This is a genomic window from Stenotrophomonas maltophilia group sp. P373 (assembly GCF_053295075.1).
This window is the reverse complement of the sequence record NZ_CM129994.1, coordinates 955,248-975,612: the sequence shown is the minus strand read 5'-3', so window position 1 is coordinate 975,612 and position 20,365 is coordinate 955,248. Positions and strand designations below refer to the sequence as shown.

The window sequence follows — 20,365 nt, the reverse complement described above, 5'->3', positions numbered from 1 at the left end:
CCAATTCTATGCGACTGACTGCCCTGCCCGCATTTGCGGACAACTACATCTGGACCTTGATCGACGACGACGGTAACGCCGTGGTCGTCGATCCCGGCGATGCCGCGCCGGTGCTTGCGCTCGCCGATCAGGGCCTGCGCGTGGACACGATCCTGCTCACCCATCATCACGATGACCACATCGGTGGCGTGCCGGTGCTGCAGGCACGTTTTCCTGGAGTCCGGGTGATCGCACCCGTCGAGGAGCGCATCCCCACGGCAACCGAACGGGTCGGCGAAGGTGAACGCGTTCAGGCACTGGGCCAGGCGTTCCACGTACTATCCGTGCCCGGGCATACCCGCAGCCACATCGCGTTTCACACTGCTGAACATCTTTTCAGCGGAGATTCGTTGTTCAGCCTGGGCTGTGGACGCCTGTTCGAAGGTACGCCGTCCCAGCTGCTGGCATCGATGCGCAAGCTGGGTACCTTGCCCGCGCAACTGCTGCTTTGTTGCGCTCATGAGTACACCGTGTCAAATGCCGTCTTCGCGCGGCATGTCGACCCCGCCAACGCTGCCTTGCGGCAGCGCCAAGAGGAGGCTTTGGCCATGCGCCGCGATGACCGTTCCACCCTGCCGGTAACCCTGGCCAGCGAATTCGACTGCAATCCGTTCCTGCGTGTGCACACTGCGCCGATCCGCGCGTCGGTGTCGGCGCACCTGGGCCGTGACGTCGTTGACGACGTCGACGTGATGGCCGGTCTCCGGCACTGGAAAGACGGCTTCCGCGCATGATGCGCCGAAGTCTGCCGCTGGCCCTGGGCCTGGTCCTGGGGCTGGCCGGAACCGCCGGCGCCCAGTCGCTGGGCGCTGGCATCGGCCAGAACCTGACCGCCGCCGCGGCCCTGCCGCTGGATCCGGCCGCGTTGCCGGCCGCGTCGGTCCGCAACGGCCAGGAGATCTTCTCCAGCTTCCGCGACGGCCTGGCCGAGCCCACCTGCAATGCCGAGGCCACCAGCCCGCGCTGGCAGAAGCAGTTCGCCCACGCCCCGTCGCGCCTGGCCAACCAGGATGACGATGCACTGGTGCTGTTCGGCTATGTGGTCGAAGAGCTGCGCAAGGCCAACCTGCCTACCGAGTTCGCGCTGATTCCGTTCGTGGAAAGCGGTTACCGGCCCAATGCACGCAATGGCAGCGGCCCGACCGGCCTGTGGCAGTTCATCGCCACCACTGCGCGCAATCACCGCGTGCCCATGGCCAACGGCTACGACGGGCGCCTGTCGGCGGTCGATTCCACCCAGGCCGCAGTGCGCTACCTGAAGACCCTGCACGGCATGTTCGGCGGCGACTGGCGCCTGGCCACCATGGCCTACAACGCCGGCGAGTACCGCGTGCTGCAATCGATGCGCAAGGCCGGCATGAACGCGCAGAACGCCAAGCCCTCGGCGCTGCCCGGCCTGTCGCCGGTCACCCATGCCTACGTCGAGAAGCTGCATGCCCTGGCCTGCGTGCTGGAAGATGTGGAAGACCAGCCAGGTGTCATGGCCTCGCTGGACCGCACCGTGCCCGTACTGAAGGACCACACCCTGCCCGCCGGCACCAGCGTCCAGCAGTGGGCCGCACAGCGTGCCCTGGACCCGGCCAGGATCGTCCGCCTCAACCCCGCCCTGGCGGGCGGTGGGCGCGTCTCGTCCGGCACCACCCGCGTGCTGGCGCCGGTCTCGGCCGCCAGCGCGACCGTGGCGGACACCGCCACCGCACTGGTGGCCAGTAGCGTACCTGTTGCCGCCGCCTCGCCAACGCCACAGGTCGCCAAGACCGTGGCCGCGATCGCCGATCGTCCGCGCAGTCGTCGCCACACCGTGCGGGATGGTGAATCGGCCTGGACCATCGCCCGCCGCTATGGCATGCCGGTCAAGGCGCTACTGTCGCTGAACGGCCTGAGCGGCAGCAGCGTGCTGAAGCCGGGCGCCGTGCTGCGCGTGGAGGACTGAGTCCGGCGCGGCACCGCCGCGCCCTGCCCGCCCCTTTGTTCTGGAGAGCCGAGCCCACGCTCGGCTTTTTTCATGCCTGCGCCCAGCAGGCGCAGTCGAGCATGGCTCGACGCTACGCATCGGCAGGCACAAAAAAGGCCCGGCATTGCCGGGCCTCTCTCATGGGTGCCGCCGCGAGGCTTACAGGTTCGCTTCGGTGGTCTGGATCATGAACTTCTTGCGCATCGCTTCGATGTAGGCCTTGGCTGCGGCCATGCCGTCGATCTGGCTCAGCTGTTCCTTCAGCTGCTTCTGCTGCTCTGCAGTCACTTCCTTGATGTCGCCCGGATTGACCTTGTTCACCGCGAACAGCAGCGCGTGGCCATTGACGTCGACCTTGCCATAGCTCGGCTTGCCTTCAGCCGGCACCGGCGCACTGAAGATCGCGCGGTTGATTTCCGGGGTCGGCACCGGCTGGCTGCGCGGCAGGCCCGGCATCGGGCTCAGCTGCAGCTTCTCGCTGGCGGCCAGCGACTGCAGGGTGGCGCCCGCCTTCAGCTTGGCCAGGATGGCATCGGCCGCCTTGTCGCTGGCCTGGCGCTGGCGATCAGCACGGATCGCAGCGATCACCTGGTCACGGGCCTTGTCCAGCGGCAGGGCCTGTTCCGGGGTGTGTGCAGCCACACGGATGACCACGCTGTGGTTGGTCGCGCCGCCCAGGGCGATCGGGTCACTGGCGGTACCGTCCTGCACCAGCACGTCGGAGAAGGCGGCACGCAGCACGGCCGGGTCAGCGGCGATGCCGCTGGCGGTCGCGCGGGTGATCGGGCCCAGGGTCTGCAGCGGCAGGTTCACTTCCTTGGCGGCGGCCGCCAGGTCGCTCGGGCTCTTGTTGATGGCATCGACCAGGCGACCGGCCAGTTCGTTGAAGCCGCGCTCGCCGTCGGCCTTCAGCTGCTCGGCAGCCAGGGTGTCACGCACTTCCTCGAACGACTTGCCCTGGCCACCGCGCACAGCGGCCACCTTGATGATGTGGTAACCGAACTCGGTCTTGACCGGGCCGATCACGTCACCGGCCTTGGCCGCAAACAGCGCGTCCTCGAACGGCTTGACCATCGCACCGCGCTCGACCCAGCCCAGGTCACCGCCCTGGTCCTTGGAGCCCGGATCTTCCGAATTGGCCTTGGCCAGCGCAGCGAAGTCGGCACCGGCCGTCTTGGCTTCGGCAGCGATCCTGTTCGCCTTGGCTTCGGCGCCGTCACCGGTGATCAGGATGTGCGAGGCCTGGCGCTGCTCCGGCGAGGTGAACTTTGCCTTTTCCTCTTCATAGCGCTTGCGCAGGGTCGCTTCATCGGCCGGGACCGGTGCCGGCAGGTTCGCACCGTTGATCTCGACGTACTCCAGCGACACGCTCTCGGCCTGGCGGAAATCCTTGCCGTGGCTGTCGTACCACTGCTTGATCTGATCATCGGTGACCGGCGCGGTATCGGCCGGTACGGGCGGCAACGCGGCCAGCTCGACGTCGCGGGTTTCGCCCAGCAGCTTCAACAGGCGCTCGGTCTCGGCCTGGGTGACGAAGCCGGAGCTCTGCAGGCCCGATGGGATCACCGACTGCTGCAGGCTCTCACGCACCAGTTCCTGGAACTGGGTCGGGGTACGCGGCGGATTGCCACCGGCCAATGCCAGCCGGTAGTTGTTCTCGTTGAACTTGCCGTTCGAATCGAGGAACGCCGGCATGGTCGCGATGTATTCGCGCACAGCGCCGTCGCCGATCACCACGCCCGCCTGTTCACCGACCAGACGCACGACCTGTTCGTCGATCAGCTGATCGAGCACGGCCATCTTGTTCTCGGTGCTCTCGAACGCGCGCGGGTCGAAGTTGTCGCCCTGCTGCTGGCGCTCACGCATGCGCTCCTGCTCGAAACGCGTGCGGAAATCCTGCGAGCTGATCTCATGGTGCTGCCACAGCATGCGCACCGGCCACCACGACGGCGCCGAACGCCACCAGGTGGGCGGCGCGGAAACCTTGGCCACGTTCTGTGCGCCAACGCCACCGAGGTAGCTGTTGTCGATCACGAACAGGAACGGAATCATCAGCAGCCCCAGGATCACGGTGACGATCCAGCCTGAGGTCTTGTCGCGGAGTTTCTGCAGCATGGTGAGGAATCACAAGGCCTGATTGGCGAGCCCGGCAGTGTAACCCGCTTCGCCGCAGGGACCAAAAGCAGCACCGACGCGGCCTGCGCCCACTTGCGCAGGCACGCACCATCAGTGCATCGGCCAACTCCATCCTGGCGCAAAGAAAAAGCCCCCGGCTTGCGCCGAGGGCTTTTAGAGTTGGCGGAGCGGACGGGACTCGAACCCGCGACCTCCGGCGTGACAGGCCAGCATTCTAACCAGCTGAACTACCGCTCCGCGCTTGAACTTTGCAGGTGCCCAGTATATCCGAAGACTCGCTGGAAACCCAGCCCGATGAACACTTTTTTCAAAGTTTTTTCACAGGGACTTAAGAAGTCTGCAATGGCGGAGCGGACGGGACTCGAACCCGCGACCTCCGGCGTGACAGGCCAGCATTCTAACCAGCTGAACTACCGCTCCGTTCTTGCAAAGACTTTTCGCCTTCCTCCCGAACCTCTCGGTGAGAAGACAAGGCCCCCAGCCTTGAACCGGGGGCCTCGATGTACTGGCGGAGCGGACGGGACTCGAACCCGCGACCTCCGGCGTGACAGGCCAGCATTCTAACCAGCTGAACTACCGCTCCGCGTTGTTACTTTTTTGCTTTCAGCCGGCCTGGACCGGGGAGAAAACAAAGCCTCCAGCTTTTGGCCGGAGGCCTCGTTGAATGGCGGAGCGGACGGGACTCGAACCCGCGACCTCCGGCGTGACAGGCCAGCATTCTAACCAGCTGAACTACCGCTCCACACTCAAACTTTTACCGCGGTGCTGTGGTGGGTGCTGAGGGTTTCGAACCCCCGACCCTCTCCGTGTAAAGGAGACGCTCTACCGCTGAGCTAAGCACCCCAGCGAGCCGCTTAGTTTACAGCATCCTTCAGGGCCTTGCCAGCCTTGAACGACGGATTCTTCGAAGCAGCGATCTTGATGGTGTCGCCGGTCTTCGGGTTGCGGCCGGTGCGGGCAGCACGGTCGCGGACCTGGAAGGTACCGAAGCCAACCAGGGTGACCGCATCGCCGTCCTTCAGCGCCTTGGTGATGGCAGCAACGACGGCATCGACAGCGCGGCTGGACTCTGCCTTGGTCAGGTCGGCAGCTTCAGCAACGGCATCGATCAATTCGGTCTTGTTCATTCTCTACAACTCCTTTGGCGGTGGGTTCCGCTTATTCGACAGGGAAGCAACCGCACGCCATCTGCATGCGGCCGCCATGTGGAAACGGTTCGCCGAATTCCAGCGATCACCAGACTGCGACCACTCATTCGCGAGTGCTGCTTTTATACCAGTGGCCCTACCCCCACGCAAGCTGGAAAGCCAGCAACGACGCGGGTTTCGGGCCATTGGACAGCGCGCGTCAATGCTTGACGCGCGCGTTTCCACTCGGTTTGGCCTTGCTGCGCACCGTGACACGCTGCGCACTCTTGCGCGCCTTCTTCGGTGCCAACGGACGCTCCAGCGCCAGGTCCAGGACTTCTTCGATGTACTTCACCGGCACGATCTTCAGATCGCGGGTGACGTTGGCCGGGATGTCGGCCAGGTCCTTGCGGTTCTCTTCCGGGATGATGACCGTGCGGATGCCGCCACGCAGTGCAGCCAGCAGCTTCTCCTTCAGGCCACCGATGGCAGTGACGCGACCACGCAGGGTGATCTCGCCGGTCATCGCCACATCGGCGCGCACCGGCACCCTGGTCAGCATCGACACCAGCGAGGTGACCATCGCCGCGCCGGCACTCGGGCCATCCTTCGGCGTGGCGCCATCGGGCACGTGCAGGTGTACGTCGTGCTTCTGCAGGAAGTCGCTGTCGATGCCGAAGCCCACGGCGCGCGAACGCACCACCGACAGTGCCGCCGAAGCCGACTCCTTCATCACGTTGCCGAGCTGGCCGGTCAGGATCAGCTGGCCCTTGCCCGGCACCAGGGTCGATTCGATCTGCAGCAGGTCGCCGCCGACCTCGGTCCAGGCCAGGCCGGTGACCAGGCCGATCTCGTTCTCTTCCTCGGCACGTCCGAAGTCGAAGCGACGCACGCCCAGGTACTTGTCCAGGTTCTTGCTGGACACGCTGACCAGCGCCTTGGACTTCTTCGCACCCTTCTTCGCCTTCACCGGCTGCGGGCCAGCCAGCGCGATCTCCTTCACCACCTTGCGGCAGATCTTGGCGATCTCGCGTTCCAGGTTGCGCACGCCCGATTCACGCGTGTAGTAGCGCACGATGTCCTGGATGGCATCACTGCCGATCTCCAGCTCTTCCGGCTGCAGGCCGTTGGCCTTGACCTGCTTCGGCACCAGGTAGCGGGTCGCGATGTTGAGCTTCTCGTCCTCGGTGTAGCCGGGGATGCGGATCACTTCCATGCGGTCCAGCAGCGGGCCGGGAATGTTGAGCGAGTTCGAGGTCGCCACGAACATCACTTCGGACAGGTCCAGGTCCACTTCCAGGTAGTGGTCGTTGAATGCGTTGTTCTGCTCCGGATCGAGCACTTCCAGCAGCGCCGAAGACGGATCGCCACGGAAGTCCATCGACATCTTGTCGATCTCGTCGAGCACGAACAGCGGGTTCTTGCTGCCGACCTTGTTGAGGTTCTGCACGATGCGGCCCGGCATGGAACCGACGTAGGTACGGCGGTGGCCACGGATTTCGGCCTCGTCGCGCACGCCGCCCAGCGACATGCGCACGAACTTGCGGTTGGTGGCCTTGGCAATGGACTGGCCCAGCGAGGTCTTGCCCACGCCCGGCGGCCCGACCAGGCACAGGATCGGGCCCTTCATCTGCTTCACGCGCGACTGCACCGCCAGGTATTCAAGGATGCGCTCCTTGACCTTCTCCAGGCCGTAGTGGTCGGCATCGAGCGTATCCTGCGCGACCTTCAGGTCCTTGCGCACCTTGCTGCGCTTCTTCCACGGCACGCCCAGCAGCCACTCCAGGTAGTTGCGCACGACGGCGGCTTCGGCCGACATCGGCGACATCTGCTTGAGCTTGTTCAGTTCGTTGCGCGCCTTGGCTTCAACCGCCTTCGGCATGCCGGCCTCGGCAATCTTGCGGGCCAGTTCTTCCAGCTCGCCCGGCGCGTCGTCCAGGTCACCCAGTTCCTTCTGGATGGCCTTCATCTGTTCGTTGAGGTAGTACTCGCGCTGGCTCTTCTCCATCTGCGACTTCACGCGGCCGCGGATGCGCTTCTCCATCTGCTGCACGTCGATCTCGCCGTCGACCAGGCCGACCAGCATCTCCAGGCGGTCACCGACGGCCAGCGTTTCCAGCAGGCGCTGCTTGTCGGCCAGGCGCACGCTGATGTGCGCAGCGATGGTGTCGGCCAGGCGCGCCGGCTCATCGATGCCCGACAGCGTCTGCAGCAGCTCCGGCGGCAGCTTGCGGTTGGTCTTCACGTACTGCTCGAACAGCGACATCAGCGAGCGGGCAATCGCCTCGACCTCGCGCGCTTCGCGCTCGTCAGTGGCGTCGATTTCCACCGCCTGCCCATGCAGCGAGCCGTTGCGCTCGTCGACGTGGGTGACCTGCACGCGCGACAGGCCTTCGACCAGCACCTTGATGGTGCCGTCGGGCAGCTTCAGCAGCTGCAGCACCTGCGCCAGCGTACCGACCTGGTAGAGGTCGGCCGCATGCGGGTCATCGGTCTCGGCCGACTTCTGCGCCAGCAGCAGGATGCGCTTGTCCGCCTCCATTGCCTGTTCGAGCGCGTGCATGGACTTGTCACGGCCGACGAACAGCGGGATGACCATGTGCGGGAACACCACTACGTCGCGCAGCGGCAGGACCGGCAGGTCGAGGGTTTCACTTGGGGAACGGGCCATGGGGGCTCCAGGGAAGGGGGAAAACCGCCTCCGGGAGGGCATCTTCCGGAGACAAAAAAAGCCGATGGCCCCGTTATGGGGCCATCGGCTTTCAGATGCAAGGCATTCCTTGAAAATCCTTTCCAATCAACAACCTGGAAGGATCACTCGGCGCCTGCGGCCTTCTGTTCAGGGGCCGCCGGGGTCTGGTAGATCAGGTACGGCTCGGACTTGTGCTCGATCACCGACTCGTCCACCACCACCTTGCTGACGTTTTCCTGCGACGGCAGGTCGTACATGGTGTCCAGCAGGACCGATTCGACGATGGTGCGCAGGCCGCGGGCACCGGTCTTGCGCTTGAGCGCCTTGCGGGCAATGGCCGACAACGCGTCCGGGCGGAACTCCAGCTCGACGTTCTCCATCTCGAACAGCTTCTTGAACTGCTTGGTGATGGCGTTCTTCGGCTCGGTCAGGATCTTGATCAGGGCCGGTTCGTCCAGCTCCTCCAGGGTCGCCACCACCGGCAGGCGGCCGACGAACTCGGGAATCAGGCCGAACTTGATCAGGTCTTCCGGCTCGACTTCGGCCAGCACCTTGCCCACTTCCTGCTTGCGCTCGCTGCTCTTCACCTTGGCGCCGAAGCCGATGCTGCCGACGTCGGTGGAACGGGCCTGGATCACCTTGTCCAGCCCGGCAAACGCGCCGCCGCAGATGAACAGGATGTTCTTGGTGTCCACCTGCAGGAATTCCTGCTGCGGGTGCTTGCGGCCGCCCTGCGGCGGAACGCTGGCCACGGTGCCTTCGATCAGCTTCAGCAGCGCCTGCTGCACGCCTTCGCCGGACACATCGCGGGTGATCGACGGGTTCTCGCTCTTGCGCGAGATCTTGTCGATTTCATCGATGTAGACGATGCCCTGCTGCGCCTTCTCGACGTCGTAGTCGCACTTCTGCAGCAGCTTCTGGATGATGTTCTCCACGTCCTCACCCACGTAACCGGCTTCGGTCAGCGTGGTGGCGTCGGCCATGGTGAACGGCACGTTGAGCAGGCGGGCCAGGGTCTCGGCCAGCAGCGTCTTGCCCGAACCGGTCGGGCCGACCAGCAGGATGTTCGACTTCGCCAGTTCGACGTCGTCGTTCTTCTGCCGGCTCTCGATGCGCTTGTAGTGGTTGTACACGGCCACTGCCAGCGTGCGCTTGGCACGGTTCTGGCCGATCACGTACTGGTCGAGGACCTCGAGGATCTCGCGCGGCTTGGGCAGCGAACTGCGCGCCGACTGCGCCTTTTCCTCAAGTTCCTCACGGATGATGTCGTTGCACAGCTCCACGCACTCATCGCAGATGAACACGCTCGGACCCGCAATCAGCTTGCGCACTTCATGCTGGCTCTTGCCGCAGAAAGAGCAGTAGAGGATCTTGCCGGTGTCCGTGGAACGACCTTGGCGGTCTTCGCTCATGCTTCGCTTACCCAGTTACCCCACCCGCTGAACGGGGGTTCGATTCGAGAATAGCACAGGGCCGAGGGGACACCAGTCCCACCCGACCCTGCAGGAACGAGGCCTCCCTGGCCCCGTGAAGGCCGGTCAGCCGGCCTGGATCGACTCATCCGGACGACGCTCCAGGACCTGGTCGACCAGACCGTAGGCCTGCGCCTCGAAGGCGCTCTTGAAGTTGTCGCGCTCGGTATCACGGGCGATCGTCTCCAGCGACTGGCCGGTGTGCTTGGCCAGCACCTCGTTCAGGCGCGAACGCAGGGTCAGGATCTCGCGCGCGTGGATGTCGATGTCGGTGGCCTGGCCCTGGTAGCCACCCAGCGGCTGATGGATCATCACGCGCGAGTTCGGCAGCGCATAGCGCTTGCCGGCTTCGCCCGCGGCCAGCAGCAGGGCGCCCATCGAGGCGGCCTGGCCGATGCAGGTGGTGCTCACATTCGGCTTGATGTACTGCATGGTGTCGTAGATCGCCATGCCGGCGGTGACCACGCCACCCGGCGAGTTGATGTAGATGTTGATGTCCTTTTCCGGGTTTTCCGATTCCAGGAACAGCAACTGCGCCACCACCACGTTGGCCATGTGATCGTCGATCGGGCCCACGAGGAAGATCAGGCGCTCCTTCAACAGGCGCGAATAGATGTCGTAGGCACGCTCGCCGCGGCTGGTCTGCTCGACCACCATCGGAACCAGGTTCAGGGCTTTGGTTCGGTTGTCCATTACGTGAGGTACCTATCTTGGGGGGCAACAACCCCGCGCCGGCAAAGGCGCGGGGCATCCGGTGATCCGCCCGGGCTTACTGGCGGATCGCGTCCTGGAACGACAGCTTCTCTTCGGTGTGCTGGGCACGCTCGGCGATCCAGTCGATCACCTGCTCTTCCATCACACGGTTCTGCAGGCCAGACATCAACTGGGGGTCGTTGCGGTACATCTCAATGACCTGCTCCGGCTCTTCGTAGGTCGAAGCGATCAGACGCATCGTTTCATTCAGGCGCTTGGCTTCCAGGCGCAGGTCGTTGATGCGGGCCACTTCACCGACCAGCAGGCCGACCAGCACGCGCTTGGCGGCAGCGTCCTTGAAGCCTTCGTGGGCATCGGCCGGGATCTCGCCGACGTTCTGGCCGTTGCGGCGCAGCTGCTCGACCTGCTGGGCCAGCATGGCGCGGGCTTCGTTCTCGACCAGGCGCGGCGGCATTTCGACCGAGGAGTAGGCCGCGATCAGCTGCTCGCCCACTTCGCGGCGCAGGCGGTTCATCAACGCACCCTTCAGCTCGCGCTCCAGGTTGGCGCGGATGTCGCTGCGGAACTGCTCCACATCGCCGCCCTTCACGCCGAAGCTCTTGATGAAGGCTTCGTCGACCGCCGGCACGACCGGCTCGGAGACCTCGGTGACCTTGACGGTGACCTGCACGGTCTTGCCGGCCAGCACCGGCACGCGCCAGTCAGCCGGGAACTCGACGTCCAGGGTCTTCTCTTCGCCCTTGGCCAGGCCGACCAGGCCCTTCTCGATGGTGTCGAACATCATGCCCTGGCCGAGCACGATCGAACCCTTCTCGGTGCCCTCGGCCGGCAGGCGCTCTTCGCCGGCCTGCGACCAGGTTTCCACCGCGACCAGGTCACCGTCCTGCGCGCCACGGCTGACCGGGGCCCAGGTACGGCGCTGGTTCTGCAGGTTCTCGATCATCTGGTCGATGTCGGCGTCGGTGATCTCGGCGGTATGGCGCACGACGGTCAGCTTGCTGACGTCGATGTCGCCGAAGTCCGGCACCACTTCCACGGTGGCGACGAAGGAGAACTCACCCTCGTCGCCCTTGTCGATGCGCGGGCTGCCGACGATGCGCAGGTCGTGCTCGCGCACGGCTGCATCGAAGGTTTCGCGCAGCAGGCCGTCCAGCGCCTCGCCACGGACCTGCGCGCCGAAGCGCTGCTCGATCACCTTGGCCGGCACCTTGCCCGGGCGGAAACCCTTGATGCGGGTGGTACGGGCGATTTCGCCGAGGCGGCCGACGATGTGGCTCTGCAGACGCTCTTCCGGCAGCGAGAAGCTCAGGCGGCGTTCCAGGTTGCCGGTGGATTCGATCGAAGCTTGCATGTTGACTCCTGCCACCGGTGGCCCAGGCCCCCGGCTCGATGATTGGGATGAAACGGTTGTAAGGACGCGACGTCTGGGACGCGCCTGCTTGCCGCAGCCCTTTAGTTTCGCCCAATTCGGCTTGCACTGCCAGCGCGTGCCGGTCAAGGGGGCGCAGATGGCCCGATCAGGGCGGGGACAGGCCGGCACTGGTGCGAAAGGGGGGACTCGAACCCCCACGCCTTGCGGCACTGGAACCTAAATCCAGGGCGTCTACCAATTCCGCCACTTTCGCGTGGCCGGCGCAGGTGTTCATTGTCGCAGGCGATGACGGGAAGCGGAAGGCCTGCACAAAACTGAACATGGCAATTGTGCGCAGCCCGCGCGTTGAACCACCCCGGCGAGCGCAAGCTCATCCGGGGTGGCGGGGTTCACTGCTGCGGCCTGGCCTTGGCCGACGCCGTATCGGCACCCTGCCCGGCTGCAGGATCCACCTTGCGGATCTCCACGCCCCCGTCGCCGGTGCGCCGCAGGGCCGCCGACTCCGGCGTGGCCTTGCGCACATCCACCGAACCATCCGCATTGCGCTGCACGTCCACCGCATCGGGCAGGGCCTCCCGCTCTGCCGGCTGAGCCGGCTGCATCTGCATGGCCTCACCGACCGAGCGTGCAGGAGCGCTCTCCGTGCCAGCATCGCGTTCGACGGTCTGCGCGGGATCGTCGGCGGGCGCGCAGGCCGCCAGTGCCAGCAACGCGAAGGAAACCCACAGCGTGCGGTGCAATCGATTGATATGAGCCATCAACATCGTCCTTCGTGCATGCGCCGTCGGCGCGGAAGATCCATTGGGTGCGATGCAGGACGCGATGCGGTGAGATGCAGCGCACAGCATTGAAAACACTGATGACGTGTATGCCGCTGATTTCAGCATTGCTTCAGTCGATCCACGCCAGGCGTGGATGAAATCCCCCAGCGAACAGGCAAGAAAAAAGCCACTTGGCGGACCAAGTGGGAAGCTGCCGCGCATTCGCGCCGCAGCCCCACGCTTTGCGCGGCAAAGCGCGGGCCCCACTTCATCAGCCGCCACATCCCCGCGGCTTCGCCGTGCCCCCTTGACTCAAGGGGGCTCCACTCCAGCCAGCACCGCTGGCATCTGCAGATGCCCCTCAGCGAACAGGCAAGAAAAAAGCCACTTGGCGGACCAAGTGGCTTTTGTCTGGTGGGCTGTCAAGGATTCGAACCTTGGACCTATTGATTAAGAGTCAACTGCTCTACCAACTGAGCTAACAGCCCGAAATCGGGGCGCGAATTATGACCCGATCCGCTCGGTGGGTGCAAGCACTTTTTTCAACGTGGTTGAAACCAGCACTGCGGGGCCCGCTCCTGCTGCAGATCCACGCCAAACGGGTTCCGCAACGCGTGATCCATCGGAACGATGGGAGTCACACCTATAAGAAAAAAGCCACCTGGCGTACCAGGTGGCTTCTGTCTTGGTGGGCCGTCAAGGATTCGAACCTTGGACCTATTGATTAAGAGTCAACTGCTCTACCAACTGAGCTAACGGCCCGTGAAACTCAGACGCACATTGTAGCGTGCCTTCTGTTTATTGCAATACCGTTTCGGCTGCGCCGATGCGGTTGAATCAGTGGGGTGGCTGAGGGGATTCGAACCCCCGACCACCGGAATCACAATCCGGTACTCTAACCAACTGAGCTACAGCCACCACTGAAACTTTCGCTCCATCGCCGATATCACTGACGCTGGAACCTTGAACATTGCCTGGGGACTGTCACCGAAGCTGCGGTCCGCCGAAGCGAGTCCGATATTCTGGTGGAGTCCTTGCGCTTTTGCAAGCACTTCTTCACATCCGTCGATGCGATCCCGGTGCTCGCCAATGGCGCGCCCGACAGGAATCGAACCTGTAACCGCCGGCTTAGAAGGCCGGTGCTCTATCCAGTTGAGCTACGGGCGCCCGAACCGGAACGGTGTCCAATCCGACGTGGCGTGGGATTGGTCGGGGTAGAGGGATTCGAACCCCCGACATCCTGCTCCCAAAGCAGGCGCGCTACCAGACTGCGCTATACCCCGGTCTTGCAATCCCCTCGGGTTGGGCCCGGGGAGTTGGTCATTGTCGCCAAGCGCGTTGGGAACTGTCAACGAAGGATGCACAGATCCCGGGCCTGCCACAACGCCGAAAGCAGTCATCGGCTATGCTGACGCCCATCGGCCGGATGGCCGTCCCGACCTTCATTCGCACGGAGAACACGCATGCGCAGCGGCAACCCGGCTCTTTCCGAGTCGACTTTCCTCGACCTCGCCAGTGGCTCGGTAGTGACCAGCCCCGACCAGGCCATGACCCTCAACGGCACCGCCAACAAGACCGGCATCCTGCTGCTGTTGACCGTGCTGACCGCGGCGTTCGCCTGGAGCCAGGCGGTCGACGAGTACGGCCAGATTTCCGGCAGCGCGAGCCTGTACGCCATCGGTGGCGCGATCGGCGGCCTGGTGCTGGCATTGATCACCATCTTCAAGAAGGAATGGTCGCCGGTCACCGCGCCGATGTACGCACTGGTCGAAGGCCTGTTCCTGGGCGCCGTGTCGGCCCTGTTCAACATGAAGTACCCGGGCATCGTGTTCCAGGCGGTGCTGCTGACCTTCGGCACCCTGGCCGCCCTGCTGTTCGCATACCGCAGCGGCCTGATCAAGGCCACCGAGAACTTCAAGATGGGCGTGGTGGCCGCCACCGGCGGCATCGCCCTGCTCTACCTGGCCTCGTTCGTGCTGGGCTTCTTCAACATCAACGTGCCGGTGATCCACGACTCCAGCTGGCTGGGCATTGCCTTCAGCCTCTTCGTGGTGGTCGTGGCCGCGCTGAACCTGGTGCTGGACTTCGATTTCATCGAGACCGGCGTGGCCCAGCGCGCGCCCAAGTACATGGAGTGGTATGGCGCATTCGGCCTGATGGTGACCCTGGTCTGGCTGTATGTGGAGTTCCTGCGCCTGCTGTCGAAGATCCAGCAGCGCTGAACCAGGCAGAGCCATGAACGACAAAGGGCGCCTTCGGGGCGCCCTTTTCTCTTTGTAACGCGTGGCTGCATTTCCCGGCTAGCCAGCCACGCCAGCCTGTGCAGCGTAGTGCGCCGCAAGGTGTTCGACCAGCGCTCGCACCTTGGGCGCGAGCGCACGTGCATGCGGGTACAACGCGAAGTAGCGCCGCTGGCCGGCATGCCAGGCCGGCAGCACGCGGATCAGACGACCGGCGCGCAGATCCTCCTGCACGGTCAGCGCGGTGAACAGGCTGATGCCCATTCCGGCCAGCGCGGCGGCGTACAGCGCGGGCGTGGCATCCACGCGCAGGCGCTGCCCGGCTTCAACGCTCACGCTGGCGCCGCGCGGTCCCAGCAACCGCCAGGGCGGCATTGACGGCGTGGGACTGAAACCCAGCAGCGTGTGCTGCTCCAGATCCACAGCGTGCCGTGGCAGGCCATGGCGCGCCAGGTAGACCGGTGCGGCGACCAGGATGCGCGGGCAGCTGGCCAGCTCGCGCGCAACCAGTTGGCTGTCCGGCAATGAAGCTGCAATGCGCAGCGCCAGGTCGAATCCACCACCGACCACATCCACCACCTGATCATCCGCCGACAGGTCCAGCGTGACCTGCGGGTAACGCTGCAGGAACGAGGGCAGCCAGTGGGGCAGCTCCTGGCTGGCCACCACCTGCGGCACGCTGATCCGCACGCTGCCGCTGGGCTGCGCCTGCCCGGCGCGAGCACGATCATCCGCCTCCTGCAGGCGGTCCAGCAGCGTTGCCGCCTCGCGGTAGTAATCGCGCCCGGCCTCGGTCAATGACAGCCGACGGCTGTTGCGATCGAGCAGGCGTACCTGCAGGTGCTCTTCCAGCTGCCGCAGTTGCCGCGACATCGCCGAGTGGGTGGTCCCCAGGCGCTCGGCGGCCGCAGTGAAACTGCCCGCGTCAACGATGGCGCGCAGCGCACGCAGGGCGGCGAAGTGATCCATCGGCGGGCAGCTCCACGTGGCGGGGCCCACGGCATGCGGGCCCCGCCAGCTTATCAAGCGCCGTCACCGGCCTTGCGTAACGGCAGCGCGAGGATCGCGTCGGTGCTCATGACATCGCCGAAGGCGTCTTCGATCTGCGCCAGCGAGGCCTCATGCAGCGCGCGATGGCCGATGCGACGGCCGCCGGCCAGATCCAGATCGCGGCTGGCGCTGGCATCGGACGAGACGATCACCCGGTAGCCGCGCGGAGCCGCTGCCGCGTCGCGCGCAGCACCGGCCACGCAGGCGTGGGTCTGCAGGCCGGTGACGATCAGGGTGTCGATGCCGGCGTTCTTCAGCATCGGGTCGAGCACCGCGGCGGACGCGCCGGCGAATACGCTGACATTGTCCTTCTTCACCACGGTCTCGCCCTGGCGCGGCTGCAGGTCGCGATGGAAGGCGGCATTGACGCTGCCCTGCGCGAACAGGGGTGCGCCGGCCGGCAGCACGTGCTGGACATGGATCACGCGGATGCCGTGGGCATCGGCGAATTCGACTACCCGCCTGGCCTGGCGCAGTGCGGCCTCGCCATCGGGAATGACCATGCGGCCACCCGCAAAGCCCGGTACAGCCTTGGCATCGAAGTACTCGTTCTGGAAGTCGATCACCAGCACGGCAGTCTTCGCCGCATCCAGCGAGGTCGCGACCGGCGCACCCGCCATATGGCGGATGGTGGGATGGGCCGGCTCGGCAGCAGCAAGCGGGAGGGTGGGGGTCATGCCGATCAGGCTGGCCAGGCCGAAGGCGGTGAGGTTCATGTTCAAGCTCCGGTGCATTGGGAAGTGGGCACAGGATGCCGATCACATTACGCACGAACCAGCCGCCCAGCGGCACATGATCTGTGCGATATACGCACAGAAAATCCCCTGTAGAGCCACCCCATGGGTGGCTGCGGACCGTAGGGGCCCCGTCATCCACGCATGGCGTGGATCTACCGAGCCAGCCCACAACGCAACGGGGCGCCCGAAGGCGCCCCGCTGTGGATCCAACCGAGGTCGGGCCGCTTACAGGCGGCTGGCGATGGCCTGGGCAAAGCTCATGGTGGTACCGGTGCCACCCAGGTCGCCGGTCAGCGAGTCCTTGGCTTCCATGGTCGCCACGATGGCCTTGCGCAGGCGCTCGGCATTCTCCGGCTGGCCGATGTGGTCCAGCATCTGCGCGGCCGCCAGCAGCAGCGCACACGGATTGGCCTTGCCCTGGCCGGCGATGTCCGGCGCGGTGCCGTGCACGGCTTCGAAGATCGCCGCGTCCTTGCCGATGTTGGCACCCGGAGCCAGGCCCAGGCCGCCGACCAGGCCGGCGCACAGGTCGGAGATGATGTCGCCGAACAGGTTGGTGGTGACGATCACATCGAACTGTTCCGGACGCATCACCAGCTGCATGCAGCAGTTGTCGACGATCATTTCCTGGAACTCGATGTCCGGGTACTGCGCGGCGACTTCACGGGCGACATTCAGGAACAGGCCCGAGGTCGACTTGATGATGTTGGCCTTGTGCACGGCGGTGACCTTCTTGCGGCCGGTGCTCTTGGCCAGCTCGAAGGCGTAGCGCACGATGCGCTCGGAGCCCTTGCGGGTGATGCGGGTGCCGGAGAAGGCGGTCTCGCCATCGGCCGACACTTCCTGGCCTTCGGCCAGGTAGGCACCTTCGGTGTTCTCACGGACGGTGATCAGGTCGACGTTGTCGAAACGCGACTTGGTGTTCGGGAAGGTGTGGGCCGGACGCACGTTGGCGTACAGGTCGAAGTGACGGCGCAGGCTGACGTTGATCGAGGTGAAGCCACCGCCGACCGGGGTGGTCAGCGGGCTCTTCAGCGCGACCTTGTTGCGCGCGATCGATTCCAGGGTCACCGCCGGCATCAGGTCGCCGTGCTTTTCCAGGGCCACCAGGCCGGCGTCGGCGTCTTCGTACTCCAGGCCAGTCTTGAGCTGGTCGAGCACGAACAGGGTGGCGTCCATGATTTCCGGGCCAATGCCGTCGCCGCGGATGACCGTAATTTTCTGCGTCATTGATCGATGTTCCGAACAGGGGGAAAAACGCCGTCCGGACGTGCCCGGAAACGCCGGCGCAAAGGAAGTTTCACCGGCAATTATGCCTGAGCCGGGGCCGAGGTCCCAAATAGACCATGGTCCCAGTCCCCGGCTCAGGCAGAATTGCCCGCGCATCCCGCCTTAACCCTGCGCCTGTCGGCCCGCCCCCTTGAACAACAAGGGGGCTCCTGGACTGTTGGATTGCGGGGAAGGCCCCCTCGCAGGTCCGGTAGTGCCGGCCGCTGGCCGGCAACCTCGGCCATGTGGGGTTCAGGAAATGCCGGCCAGCGGCCGGCACTTCCGGAGCACTCAGTGCTCGTGCGCGGCTGGCGCGGCGGCGCCGCTTTCCAGCTGGTCGAGGAAGTCGACCGCGCGGCGCAGGTGCGGGATCACGATGGAGCCGCCCACCACCAGGCCGACCGAGAAGGTCTCGAAGAACTCCTCGCGGGTCACCCCGGCGTCCTTGCACTGGGCCACGTGGTAGCTGATGCAGTCGTCGCAGCGCAGCACCATCGAGGCCACCAGGCCCAGCAGCTCCTTGGTCTTCACGTCCAGCGCGCCGGCCTGGTAGGTCTGCGTATCCAGCGCGAAGAAGCGGCGCACCACCTGGTTCGGTTCGCCCAGGATGCGCTCGTTCATGCGCTTGCGGAACTCGGTGAACTCGGCGATGCGGTCCTTGCTGCCGTCGTCGGCCGCGCTCATGCCTGGCCCTGCCCGGCCAGCAGCGGCTCGAGCTTGCCTTCACGGTGCAGGGCCATCATGTCGTCGTAGCCGCCGACATGGACGTCGCCGACAAAGATCTGCGGCACGCTGGTGCGGCGGGTCAGCGCCATCATCTTCTCGCGCTCGGCCGGGTCCAGGTCGATGCGGACCTCGGTCCACTGCTGGCCCTTGCTCTTCAGGAAGTTCTTGGCGGCCACGCAATACGGGCAGACGGCAGTGGAATAGATGGTGATGGCGGGGGCACCGCCGGCGGTCTGGGCTGTCACGGGAAACTCCACGATGGATCGACGGTCTACATATGGTACCGGTGCGCTGGAATTTCCACGCCACGGCCGCAACACTGTGGATTAACGAATGGTTGCCCCCCGCCCTGCCACGCTTGGCGCGCCCCGCCCGAGGACCTTCTGCTTGCGAGCCCTGCTGCTGACTACCGCCGTCACCCTGGCCCTGGCCATGCCGCTGGCCCAGGCCCAGGAGAAGCTGCCCGACATCGGCTCTTCGGCCGGCGAGCTGCTGACCCCGGCCCGCCAGGCCGAGTACGGCGCGATGATGCTGCGCGAGCTGCGCAACTACGGCTACCTGCTGGAAGACCCGCTGGTCAACGACTGGCTGCAGACCATGGGTACCCGGCTCGGCTCCAACAGTGACCAGCCGCGGCAGCCGTACACCTTCTTCGTGATGAACGACCGCCAGATCAACGCGTTCGCCACGCTGGGCGGCTACATCGGGGTCAATGCCGGACTGGTGCTGACCGCCGAGCGCGAGGACGAGGTCGCTGCGGTGCTGTCCCACGAAATCGCCCACGTCACCCAGCAGCACGTGCTGCGCGGTGTCGAGCGCGCCCAGCGCGACCAGATCCCGATCCTGCTGGGCATGCTGGCGGCGGTAGTGGCCGCCCAGGCCAGCAACAGCACGTCGTCCGGCAACGCAACGATGGCCGCGATCAGCTCGGGCATGGGCCTGATGCAGCAGCGGCAGATCAACTACACCCGCTCCAACGAGTCCGAGGCCGACCGCCTGGGCATCCGCACCCTGTCGCGCAGCGGCTACGACGTGGATGCCATGGCCGGCTTTTTCGAGCGGATGTCGGCAGCCATGCGCGGCAACGAAGGCGGCTACAGCGTGCCCGAGTTCCTGCGCACCCACCCGGTCAACATCACCCGCATCAGCGAGGCCAAAGCCCGCGCCGAGCAGATGAAGAAGGATACGGTGCTGCTCACCACCAGCACCCCCACCGGCGAGCGCAAGGAGCGGGTGGACCCGGCAGATCCCAGCCTGGGCGAGCCGCTGTTGCGCGGCAACAACCCGCTGCTGCCCGGCAGTGTGCTGCGCCTGCCGATCGGCCAGCTCAACCGTGGCGCCAGCGGTGACTTCGAGTGGGCGCGTGAGCGCCTGCGCGTGCTCAGCGCGGACTCCACCCCCGAGCTGGAGCGCGAGTACGCCGACCTGGCCAAGCGGCAGAAGGACGGCCTCAACGATGCGCAGCGCTACGGCCAGGCGCTGGCGGTGATGCGCGGTGGCCGTGCCGGTGCCGGCCAGGCCCGGCAGACCCTGGCCGGCCTGCTGCAGACCCATCCCGGCAACCTGTGGCTGGCGCTGGGACTGGGCGAGGCGGAGTCGCGCGCAGGCCAGGCGGCCCAGGCCAACAGCCGCTTCGAGCAGCTGCTGCGCGAACACCCCAACAGCCGCCCGGTGGCACTGACCTATGCCGAGATCCTGAACGAACAAGGCAGCCGCGAAGCCGGCCAGCGTGCGCAGGCAATGTTGCGCCCCCTGCTGTCGCAAAGCGGTAACGATCCGGTCTTCCAGCAGCGTTTCGCCCGCGCCAGCGAGCTGGCCGGCGACAGCGTGCGCGCCAGCGAGGCCTATGCCGAGGCCGCCTTCCTCAGCGGGCGGCCAGAACAGGCGCTGATGCAGCTGCAGGCGCTCAAGCGCAACCCGGCGCTGGATTACATCGGCCGCGCGCGGGTTGACGCCCGCATCGAATCGATCACCCCGACAGTGCTGGAGCTGCGCCGGCAGGGCGTGCAGGACCCGGACCTGGACCGCCGCTGAGCACCGCATGACCGGCCGATGGCAATCCAGGCCGGTTCCGGC

16 protein-coding genes and 11 tRNA genes are annotated in these 20,365 nt (G+C 65.5%); 4 read left to right on the top strand and 23 right to left on the bottom strand.

Annotation, left to right across the window (positions count from 1 at the left end):
• The first annotated feature begins 8 nt into the window (after positions 1–8).
• Positions 9–773 carry a hydroxyacylglutathione hydrolase gene (gene gloB / locus ACSYHF_RS04465; RefSeq protein ID WP_065177986.1) on the top strand — a complete coding sequence of 255 codons (765 nt, stop codon included), beginning with the start codon at positions 9–11 and terminating at the stop codon, positions 771–773.
• On the top strand, positions 770–1,972 hold the full coding sequence (locus tag ACSYHF_RS04460) for a lytic transglycosylase domain-containing protein (protein ID WP_032953978.1): 1,203 nt from the start codon (positions 770–772) through the stop codon (positions 1,970–1,972). The genes gloB and ACSYHF_RS04460 overlap by 4 nt, the downstream gene beginning before the upstream one ends.
• 180 nt (positions 1,973–2,152) lie before the next feature.
• Here ACSYHF_RS04460 and ACSYHF_RS04455 read toward each other — a convergent pair whose 3' ends face one another.
• The 18 genes from ACSYHF_RS04455 to ACSYHF_RS04370 all read right to left on the bottom strand — a co-directional run bounded on the left by ACSYHF_RS04455 (position 2,153) and on the right by ACSYHF_RS04370 (position 13,550).
• Entirely contained in the window at positions 2,153–4,108 is a 1,956-nt protein-coding gene (locus ACSYHF_RS04455) for a peptidyl-prolyl cis-trans isomerase (protein WP_053500849.1), read from the bottom strand.
• 181 nt (positions 4,109–4,289) lie between these two features.
• Positions 4,290–4,366 (bottom strand) — tRNA-Asp (locus ACSYHF_RS04450).
• Between the two features lie 106 nt (positions 4,367–4,472).
• A tRNA-Asp gene (locus ACSYHF_RS04445) sits at positions 4,473–4,549 on the bottom strand.
• Between the two features lie 86 nt (positions 4,550–4,635).
• Positions 4,636–4,712, bottom strand: a tRNA-Asp gene (locus tag ACSYHF_RS04440).
• Between the two features lie 82 nt (positions 4,713–4,794).
• Positions 4,795–4,871: transfer RNA gene (locus ACSYHF_RS04435), tRNA-Asp, on the bottom strand.
• A gap of 26 nt (positions 4,872–4,897) precedes the next feature.
• A tRNA-Val gene (locus ACSYHF_RS04430) sits at positions 4,898–4,972 on the bottom strand.
• Positions 4,973–4,983: 11 nt separating this feature from the next.
• Positions 4,984–5,256 (bottom strand): HU family DNA-binding protein, encoded by a 273-nt coding sequence (locus ACSYHF_RS04425; protein WP_005408270.1) that lies wholly within the window; start codon positions 5,254–5,256, stop codon positions 4,984–4,986.
• Between the two features lie 220 nt (positions 5,257–5,476).
• Positions 5,477–7,927, bottom strand: a complete 2,451-nt coding sequence (lon, locus tag ACSYHF_RS04420; protein ID WP_329915928.1) for an endopeptidase La — start codon at positions 7,925–7,927, stop codon at positions 5,477–5,479.
• A 143-nt stretch (positions 7,928–8,070) separates the two neighbouring features.
• Complete coding sequence (clpX, locus tag ACSYHF_RS04415; protein WP_004154600.1) at positions 8,071–9,360, bottom strand: ATP-dependent Clp protease ATP-binding subunit ClpX; 1,290 nt, start codon at positions 9,358–9,360, stop codon at positions 8,071–8,073.
• Between the two features lie 126 nt (positions 9,361–9,486).
• Positions 9,487–10,113, bottom strand: coding sequence for an ATP-dependent Clp endopeptidase proteolytic subunit ClpP (gene clpP, locus ACSYHF_RS04410; protein WP_004146318.1), 627 nt, complete (start codon positions 10,111–10,113; stop codon positions 9,487–9,489).
• A 76-nt stretch (positions 10,114–10,189) separates the two neighbouring features.
• On the bottom strand, positions 10,190–11,485 hold the full coding sequence (gene tig, locus ACSYHF_RS04405) for a trigger factor (protein ID WP_005415468.1): 1,296 nt from the start codon (positions 11,483–11,485) through the stop codon (positions 10,190–10,192).
• Positions 11,486–11,674: 189 nt separating this feature from the next.
• Positions 11,675–11,759 (bottom strand) — tRNA-Leu (locus tag ACSYHF_RS04400).
• 136 nt (positions 11,760–11,895) lie between these two features.
• Positions 11,896–12,264 (bottom strand): hypothetical protein, encoded by a 369-nt coding sequence (locus ACSYHF_RS04395; protein WP_005415467.1) that lies wholly within the window; start codon positions 12,262–12,264, stop codon positions 11,896–11,898.
• 415 nt (positions 12,265–12,679) lie between these two features.
• Positions 12,680–12,755 (bottom strand) — tRNA-Lys (locus tag ACSYHF_RS04390).
• Between the two features lie 198 nt (positions 12,756–12,953).
• A tRNA-Lys gene (locus tag ACSYHF_RS04385) sits at positions 12,954–13,029 on the bottom strand.
• A 79-nt stretch (positions 13,030–13,108) separates the two neighbouring features.
• Positions 13,109–13,185: transfer RNA gene (locus ACSYHF_RS04380), tRNA-His, on the bottom strand.
• Between the two features lie 172 nt (positions 13,186–13,357).
• A tRNA-Arg gene (locus ACSYHF_RS04375) sits at positions 13,358–13,434 on the bottom strand.
• Positions 13,435–13,473: 39 nt separating this feature from the next.
• A tRNA-Pro gene (locus ACSYHF_RS04370) sits at positions 13,474–13,550 on the bottom strand.
• Positions 13,551–13,730: 180 nt separating this feature from the next.
• Between ACSYHF_RS04370 and ACSYHF_RS04365 the strand changes: the two genes are divergently transcribed.
• On the top strand, positions 13,731–14,489 hold the full coding sequence (locus ACSYHF_RS04365) for a Bax inhibitor-1/YccA family protein (RefSeq protein WP_005415466.1): 759 nt from the start codon (positions 13,731–13,733) through the stop codon (positions 14,487–14,489).
• 78 nt (positions 14,490–14,567) lie between these two features.
• Here ACSYHF_RS04365 and ACSYHF_RS04360 read toward each other — a convergent pair whose 3' ends face one another.
• The 5 genes from ACSYHF_RS04360 to grxC all read right to left on the bottom strand — a co-directional run bounded on the left by ACSYHF_RS04360 (position 14,568) and on the right by grxC (position 18,534).
• Positions 14,568–15,476 (bottom strand): LysR family transcriptional regulator, encoded by a 909-nt coding sequence (locus tag ACSYHF_RS04360; RefSeq protein WP_065179772.1) that lies wholly within the window; start codon positions 15,474–15,476, stop codon positions 14,568–14,570.
• A 53-nt stretch (positions 15,477–15,529) separates the two neighbouring features.
• The gene (locus ACSYHF_RS04355) at positions 15,530–16,273 is read right to left on the bottom strand and encodes an isochorismatase family protein (protein WP_197598410.1); all 744 of its coding nucleotides are present in this window, start codon (positions 16,271–16,273) and stop codon (positions 15,530–15,532) included.
• Positions 16,274–16,519: 246 nt separating this feature from the next.
• Positions 16,520–17,524 carry an isocitrate dehydrogenase gene (locus ACSYHF_RS04350; protein ID WP_033835461.1) on the bottom strand — a complete coding sequence of 335 codons (1,005 nt, stop codon included), beginning with the start codon at positions 17,522–17,524 and terminating at the stop codon, positions 16,520–16,522.
• A 330-nt stretch (positions 17,525–17,854) separates the two neighbouring features.
• Positions 17,855–18,247, bottom strand: coding sequence for a carboxymuconolactone decarboxylase family protein (locus tag ACSYHF_RS04345; RefSeq protein WP_069138941.1), 393 nt, complete (start codon positions 18,245–18,247; stop codon positions 17,855–17,857).
• Positions 18,244–18,534 carry a glutaredoxin 3 gene (gene grxC, locus ACSYHF_RS04340; protein WP_004154541.1) on the bottom strand — a complete coding sequence of 97 codons (291 nt, stop codon included), beginning with the start codon at positions 18,532–18,534 and terminating at the stop codon, positions 18,244–18,246. Before grxC ends, ACSYHF_RS04345 begins: the two co-directional genes overlap by 4 nt.
• 142 nt (positions 18,535–18,676) lie before the next feature.
• Between grxC and ACSYHF_RS04335 the strand changes: the two genes are divergently transcribed.
• A complete protein-coding gene (locus ACSYHF_RS04335) occupies positions 18,677–20,323 on the top strand; it encodes a M48 family metalloprotease (protein ID WP_447576102.1) in 1,647 nt (548 codons plus the stop codon).
• Positions 20,324–20,365 lie beyond the last annotated feature (42 nt).

Coding starts and splice junctions, on each gene's coding strand:
- gloB (WP_065177986.1), top strand. CDS start 9: ATGCGACTGACTGCCCTGCCCGCATTTGCGGACAACTACATCTGGACC.
- ACSYHF_RS04460 (WP_032953978.1), top strand. CDS start 770: ATGATGCGCCGAAGTCTGCCGCTGGCCCTGGGCCTGGTCCTGGGGCTG.
- ACSYHF_RS04455 (WP_053500849.1), bottom strand. CDS start 4,108: ATGCTGCAGAAACTCCGCGACAAGACCTCAGGCTGGATCGTCACCGTG.
- ACSYHF_RS04425 (WP_005408270.1), bottom strand. CDS start 5,256: ATGAACAAGACCGAATTGATCGATGCCGTTGCTGAAGCTGCCGACCTG.
- lon (WP_329915928.1), bottom strand. CDS start 7,927: ATGGCCCGTTCCCCAAGTGAAACCCTCGACCTGCCGGTCCTGCCGCTG.
- clpX (WP_004154600.1), bottom strand. CDS start 9,360: ATGAGCGAAGACCGCCAAGGTCGTTCCACGGACACCGGCAAGATCCTC.
- clpP (WP_004146318.1), bottom strand. CDS start 10,113: ATGGACAACCGAACCAAAGCCCTGAACCTGGTTCCGATGGTGGTCGAG.
- tig (WP_005415468.1), bottom strand. CDS start 11,485: ATGCAAGCTTCGATCGAATCCACCGGCAACCTGGAACGCCGCCTGAGC.
- ACSYHF_RS04395 (WP_005415467.1), bottom strand. CDS start 12,264: ATGGCTCATATCAATCGATTGCACCGCACGCTGTGGGTTTCCTTCGCG.
- ACSYHF_RS04365 (WP_005415466.1), top strand. CDS start 13,731: ATGCGCAGCGGCAACCCGGCTCTTTCCGAGTCGACTTTCCTCGACCTC.
- ACSYHF_RS04360 (WP_065179772.1), bottom strand. CDS start 15,476: ATGGATCACTTCGCCGCCCTGCGTGCGCTGCGCGCCATCGTTGACGCG.
- ACSYHF_RS04355 (WP_197598410.1), bottom strand. CDS start 16,273: ATGAACCTCACCGCCTTCGGCCTGGCCAGCCTGATCGGCATGACCCCC.
- ACSYHF_RS04350 (WP_033835461.1), bottom strand. CDS start 17,524: ATGACGCAGAAAATTACGGTCATCCGCGGCGACGGCATTGGCCCGGAA.
- ACSYHF_RS04345 (WP_069138941.1), bottom strand. CDS start 18,247: ATGAGCGCGGCCGACGACGGCAGCAAGGACCGCATCGCCGAGTTCACC.